Source organism: Streptomyces beihaiensis (genome assembly GCF_026274175.1).
Taxonomy (GTDB): domain Bacteria; phylum Actinomycetota; class Actinomycetes; order Streptomycetales; family Streptomycetaceae; genus Streptomyces; species Streptomyces beihaiensis.
The window spans coordinates 1-6,281 of the sequence record NZ_JAPHNL010000133.1 but is presented as its reverse complement, the minus strand read 5'-3'; the positions used below and the strand labels follow the sequence as shown (position 1 = coordinate 6,281).

Here is a 6,281-nt window from a genome sequence, read left to right as displayed (position 1 = left end):
CCCGTTCCGCTGAACGGGCCGGGGACCACGTGTGCGCGGGGCGGGTCCGGCTCAGCCGGGCGGTGTCGCGGCCGCCGTCGTGGCCCCGGGGAGCACCGCCACGAGTTCCAGGCGGGCCGGGAGGTGCGCCGGCCGGACGCCCCGGGCGGTGAGGTGGTCACGGAGTTCCAGCAGCGTCGGCGGGTCACCCTCCGGGACGACGACGGCGCAGGCCAGTTCCCCGTGCCGGGGGTCGGTACGGGCGACGACCGTCGCCTCGCGCACCGCCGGATGCGTCAGCAGCCGCTCCTGGACCTCGGTGACGGGGACCAGGAAGACCCCGCCGACCTCCTGTGCGGACGGCGGCCACCCGTCCTCGTCCGGGGCGGCGAGGTCACCGGGCCCTTCCGCGTGCTCCTGGCCCCAGGTCAGGCGCAGGCCCCGGGTCTCGCGCCGCCACACGGCCAGCGGTGACGCGGCGCCGGGCGTGCGGTGCGCCCCGCCGTCGGGTACGGCCTCGCCCTCCGGTCCGCCGCGCAGCGGGACCCGCAGGGCGTCGTGGACCTGGCGCACCAGGCGGGTGGACGCGCCCTCCGGTCCCAGGGCGACGCCGTGGCGCAACTCGTCCAGCTCACGCGGGTGTTGCTGCTGTGCCGCGACGAGTTCCGTCCACTGCGCGGGCGTCGCCAGGGCGTGCCGCACGCCCGCCTCGGCGAGAAGGTCGAGCGCGGCCCGCGGGTCCCAGACGTCCTGCAGGACCACGGCCGCGCCGCGGGTGAGCGGGCCGACCAGGGTGTGCAGGAGGGACGGCAAGGCGGCCAGCGGGAGCGCGGAGAAACCGGCGCCGTGCGCGTCCCGGTCCCGTCCCGCGTACAGCGAGTTGGGGCTGTGCAGGGCCATGGCGTGCGAGCCGTGCAGGCCGATCGAGGTGATGGCGCAGCAGATCCGGTCGGCGAGCCTGGCGGGCAGCGGCAGCCAGCCGGTGCGCCGGTAACGCTCGTGCGGGGTGCGCACGAAGTGCTGTTCGAAGTCGACGGCGCCGGTGTCCGCGGCGTCACCGAGCACGACGCGGTGGCGCAGCCAGGGCAGCGAGGGGGCGAGGTCGGCGAGGGTCCGCGCGGGGCGCGTGCCCTCCCACACATCGGGTACGACGCACAGGCGGGGCTGTGCGGCGGTGAGCACCGCGTGCAGGTCGTGGGCGCCGTATCCGGCCATGACGGGCACGGCGACGGCGCCGACCCGCAGGCAGGCGAGCAGCAGCGCGCAGGTCTCCCACCGGTTGGGCAGCTGGAACGCGACGGGGTCGCCCTGGCGCACGCCCAGCGCGTCCAGGGCGTGCGCGAACCGGTCGGTGTAGGCCGCGAGCTGGCCGTAGGAGAGGCGGATCACGCGGGTGGCGGGGGGCCGGTGGGCTCGGTGGGCGACGACGGCGGCGCGGTGGGGGTGCCGGGCCGCGCCCCGGTACAGGTCGTGCAGGACGGTCTCGGTGCGCCACCGGCCGCGCTCGGTGAAGGCGCGGGCCACCTCGTCGGGCGGGCTGACGGCGCCGAGCAGGTCGGCGAGCGGGACGCCGCCGTCGGCGGGCCCCGCCGCACGGTCCTTGCCGGCTGCCTTGCGGCGTGCGGCCATCACTGTCTCCTGCCCACGGCCCACGCCACCTGGACCCGGGAGTTGCAGTCGAGTTTGCGCATCACGTTGCGGACGTGGTTGACGACGGTCCACTCGGCGATCTTCAGATGGTTCGCTATCTGCCGGTTCGTCATGCCTTCGGCGACGAGCAGCGCGACCTGGAGCTGGCGCGGGGTGAGGGTGGCCGCCTCGGTGCGCTCTTCGGCGCGGCCCGGCTCGACGGCGGCGAGTGCTTCTTTCGCCATCGCCTCGGGGGCGAGCCGCAGGCCCTCGACCCAGGCGGTGGCGAAGACGGTCCAGCCGAGCTGGCGGCGCAGTTCGCTCACCGCGGCCTGCAGGCGCTCCCAGCGCTCACCCGCGACTTTGACGCCGGTGCGCCTGCGGAGCGCCTCGGCGGCGGCGAACAGACGGGTCGCGCGCTGCGGCTGTCCCGCTCTCGACTGGATGAGCAGGGCGAAGTCATCGAGTACGGCGGGCAGTTCGGTGCGTTCGTCGATCGAGTCGTACAGGCCGATGCTCTCGCGCAGCGCGGCCTGCGCCGCCGCTTCGTCGTCGCCGCGCAGGGCGAGGCGGGCGCGGGTGTGCAGGGTGCAGGCCAGGCTTCGTATCTCGCCGTGCTGGCGCTGGATGCGCTCGGAGCGGTCCAGCAGGGCGGCCGCCTCCCCTGGCTCCCCTGATTCGAGGAGGACTTCGGCGAGCGCGGTGCCCGCCTCGGCGGAGCCGCCGGTGTCTCCCTGCGCGTCGAGGGTGGTGAGGGCGGCCGTGAGCAGGGAGCGGCCCACCGCGCGGTCGCCGCAGTGGAACAGGGCCAGGCCCATCCGGGCGGAGGCGAGCGCGCCGTTGCGGGAGTCCTTGAGGCGTTTGCCGAGGGAGACGGCACGCCGGTAGTGGTGGCAGGCGCCGTCGTGGTCGCCGAGGGCCGCGGTGAGTGCGCCCGCGCCGCTGGACAGGCGGGCGCGGGCGCGCAGGGTCTCCTCGTTCTCGTCGCGGTCCTCGGCCTGCAGCGCCGCCGCGGCGGAGTCGAACCAGGCGAGACCTTCGCGCAGTGCGCCGCGGATCAGCCAGGGACGCAGGCAGGCGGCGACCAGGGCGGCCTGGTCGAGGGGGGACGCCGTGTCCTTGAGGTGGCGCAGGGCGACGAGAACGTTGTCGTGTTCGGCGGCTGCCACCCGCAGCCAGCGCTGCTGCTCGGAGCCCTGGAAGCGGCCTTCGAGGCTGCGCATGAGCTTGTGGTAGTGACGGGCGTGATCGGCGCGTGCGGCCGCCGCTTCCGCTTCGCCCGCCTCGTCGAGGAGGGCGAGGCCGTAGACGCGGATGGTGCGCGACATCATCAGCCGCGCCTCGCCCAGGGGGCGTTCGTCGATGGTGAGCAGGCTGCGGTCGAGGAGCGCCTCAAGGGCGTCGGCGGTCTCGGTGGCGGTGAGGGGGGAGACCTTCTCGGCGCCGGCGAGGGTCGTGCCGTGCCGGGACAGGGCGAGCCGGGCGAGCAGCGCCCGTTGTCCGCCGGTCAGGCCCCGGCAGCTCCAGTCGGCTATGGCGAGCGTGGAGCGCTGGCGTGGTGGTACGTCGACGGGCCCCGACAGGTGGCTGTCGCCGCCGCGGCGCAGCCAGGCGACCAGCTCCTGCAACGGGTAGAGGCGCAGGCGCCGGGCGGCCAGTTCGAGGACGAGGGGGACGCCTTCGAGGAGGTTGCAGATGTCGACGACGGCCTCGACGTTCTCGGCGGTGAGCGTGAAGTCGGGGTTCGTCTCGTGCGCGCGGCGCGTGAACAGCTGCACGGCCGGGTTGTCCTGCACGTCGGTGACGTCGGGTTCGAGCAGCGGCCCCGGTACCGGCAGCGGTGCGACGGGGACGATCCGCTCGCCGTAGATACCGAGAGCCTCCTGCCCGGTGGCGAGGACCGTCAGGTGTCCGGACGCGTCCAGTTGTTCGGCGACGAACGGCGCGAGGGCGTCCGTGAGGTGTTCGACCCCGTCGAGGACGAGCAGGCAGCGGGCTTCGGCGCGCAGTTCGCGCAGGGCCGCCTCGGTGCTCTTGAGGGCCGCGTCGGCGCTCCCGCAGGCGGGCAGGTCGACGGTGGCGACACCACCGGGGAAGTCGTCGGCCAGGGAGCGTGCGGCGGCGGTGGCGAGGCGGCTCTTGCCGACGCCCCCCGCGCCGGTGAGCGTGGCGAGGCGCACGGACGGGTCTTGGAGGCGCCCTTGGACCCCGATCAGGTCGAGCTCCCGGCCGACCATCTCGGCCACCGGCTGGTACCCACGCAGGTCGGACAGATCGGTGGGCATTCTCCCCCCTTTCGGCCACTGGGCCGGCCCGCTCGGTGCCCTCGTCCGAGGGCTGACCGGGGCCGCCGCGGTGTGGGGTCGGACGTTAGGCAGCGCGGCTTAAGCAGCCCTGAATCACACGGTGGGCGGGGTGCGCGGCGCTGTTTTCCGGCCATGAACGCGTCATCGGGCGGCACGGGAGCCCGGCACTTTAGTTCGTCACAAGGCGGTGCCGTTCGAATGACCAGGGTGTGAGCCATCGGATTCCATCGAGAGGGGCCGTCCGCAGTGGGCGTTCAGGCCAAACCAGTCGCACGACTCGGCCGGGTGGTGATCCGTTTCGCGGGTGACTCCGGTGACGGAATGCAGTTGACAGGGGACCGGTTCACGTCGGAGACCGCGTCGTTCGGCAACGACCTGGCGACGCTTCCGAACTTCCCGGCCGAGATCCGGGCGCCCGCCGGGACCCTGCCGGGCGTCTCGTCGTTCCAGCTGCACTTCGCCGACCACGACATTCTCACGCCGGGCGATGCTCCGGACGTGCTGGTGGCGATGAACCCGGCCGCCTTGAAGGCGAACATCGGGGACGTGCCGCGCGGCGCCGAAGTGATCGTGAACACGGACGAGTTCACCGCGCGCGCGGTGCAGAAGGTCGGCTATGGGACGTCTCCTCTGGAGGACGACTCGCTCGGCGGCTACAGCGTGCACCGGGTGCCGCTGACCACGCTGACGGTGGAGGCCCTCAAGGGTTTCGAGCTGTCCCGCAAGGAGGCCGAGCGCGCCAAGAACATGTTCGCCCTGGGTCTCCTCTCCTGGATGTACCACCGTCCTACCGAGGGCACGGAGAGCTTCCTGGAGACCAAGTTCGCCAGGAAGCCTCAGGTCGCGGCGGCCAACATCGCGGCGTTCCGCGCGGGCTGGAACTTCGGCGAGACGACGGAGGACTTCGCCGTCTCCTACGAGGTGGCCCCGGCCACGGACGCGTTCCCGCGCGGCACGTACCGCAACATCTCGGGGAACCTGGCGCTGGCGTACGGCCTGATCACCGCCTCCCGGCAGGCGGATCTGCCGCTGTTCCTCGGCTCGTACCCGATCACCCCGGCCTCCGACATCCTGCACGAGCTGTCGAGGCACAAGAACTTCGGTGTGCGCACCTTCCAGGCGGAGGACGAGATCGCGGCGATCGGCGCGGCGCTCGGTGCGGCCTTCGGCGGGTCGCTGGCGGTGACGACGACGTCGGGCCCGGGAGTGGCCCTGAAGTCGGAGACGGTCGGCCTGGCCGTCTCCTTGGAACTGCCTCTGCTGGTGGTGGACATCCAGCGCGGCGGGCCTTCGACCGGGCTGCCGACCAAGACCGAGCAGGCCGATCTGCTCCAGGCCATGTACGGCAGGAACGGCGAGGCCCCCGTCCCGGTCGTCGCGCCGAAGACCCCGGCGGACTGTTTCGACGCGGCGCTGGAAGCGGCCCGGATCGCACTGTCCTACCGCACTCCGGTCTTCCTTCTCTCCGACGGCTACCTGGCCAACGGTTCCGAGCCCTGGCGCATCCCGGACATCGACGAACTGCCGGATCTGCGTGTCCAGTTCGCCACCGGCCCCAACCACGCCAAGGCCGACGGCACCGAGGTGTTCTGGCCTTACAAACGCAACCCGCGAACCCTCGCCCGGCCGTGGGCGATCCCCGGTACTCCGGGCCTTGAGCACCGCGTCGGCGGTATCGAGAAGCAGGACGGCACCGGGAACATCTCCTACGACCCGGCCAACCACGACTTCATGGTCCGCACCCGCCAGGCCAAGGTCGACGGCGTCACCGTGCCGCGTCTGGACGTGGACGACCCCGGGTCGCAGGCCGAGGTCCTTGTCCTGGGGTGGGGTTCGACGTACGGGCCGATCACCGCGGCCGTCCGCCGTCTGCGCGGGTCCGGCGAGAAGATCGCGCAGGCCCACCTGCGCCACCTCAACCCCTTCCCGCGCAATCTCGGCGAGGTGTTGAAGCGTTACGACAAGGTGGTGATCCCCGAGATGAACCTCGGCCAGCTCGCCACGCTCGTCCGCGCCCGGTATCTCGTGGACGCACTCTCGTACAACCAGGTCAATGGCATGCCCTTCAAGGCCGAGCAGCTCGCCACAGCGATCCGGGAGACCCTCGATGCCCACTGAAGCCCTGCCGCTCGTCCCCAAGGCCGAGGCCAGGCAGACCATGAAGGACTTCAAGTCCGACCAGGAGGTGCGCTGGTGCCCCGGCTGCGGTGACTACGCGGTCCTGGCCGCCGTGCAGGGCTTCATGCCCCAGCTCGGCCTGGCCAAGGAGAACATCGTCTTCGTCTCCGGCATCGGCTGCTCCTCCCGCTTCCCGTACTACATGAACACCTACGGGATGCACTCCATCCACGGCCGCGCACCCGCCAT

3 protein-coding genes and 1 pseudogene are annotated in these 6,281 nt (G+C 72.6%); 2 read left to right on the top strand and 2 right to left on the bottom strand.

Going from position 1 to position 6,281, the window contains the following annotated elements; genetic code table 11:
* Nucleotides 1-51: 51 nt before the first annotated feature.
* The gene (locus OFY01_RS14080; protein WP_266599792.1) at nt 52-1,608 is read right to left on the bottom strand and encodes an AMP-binding protein; all 1,557 of its coding nucleotides are present in this window, start codon (nt 1,606-1,608) and stop codon (nt 52-54) included.
* Entirely contained in the window at nt 1,608-3,893 is a 2,286-nt protein-coding gene (locus OFY01_RS14075; protein WP_266599790.1) for an ATP-binding protein, read from the bottom strand. Before OFY01_RS14075 ends, OFY01_RS14080 begins: the two co-directional genes overlap by 1 nt.
* Before the next feature lie 237 nt (nt 3,894-4,130).
* Between OFY01_RS14075 and OFY01_RS14070 the strand changes: the two genes are divergently transcribed.
* On the top strand, nt 4,131-6,032 hold the full coding sequence (locus tag OFY01_RS14070) for a 2-oxoacid:acceptor oxidoreductase subunit alpha (RefSeq protein ID WP_266599794.1): 1,902 nt from the start codon (nt 4,131-4,133) through the stop codon (nt 6,030-6,032).
* A pseudogene (locus OFY01_RS14065) lies at nt 6,022-6,281 on the top strand (2-oxoacid:ferredoxin oxidoreductase subunit beta); the annotation flags it as partial. The gene OFY01_RS14070 and the pseudogene OFY01_RS14065, both read left to right, overlap by 11 nt.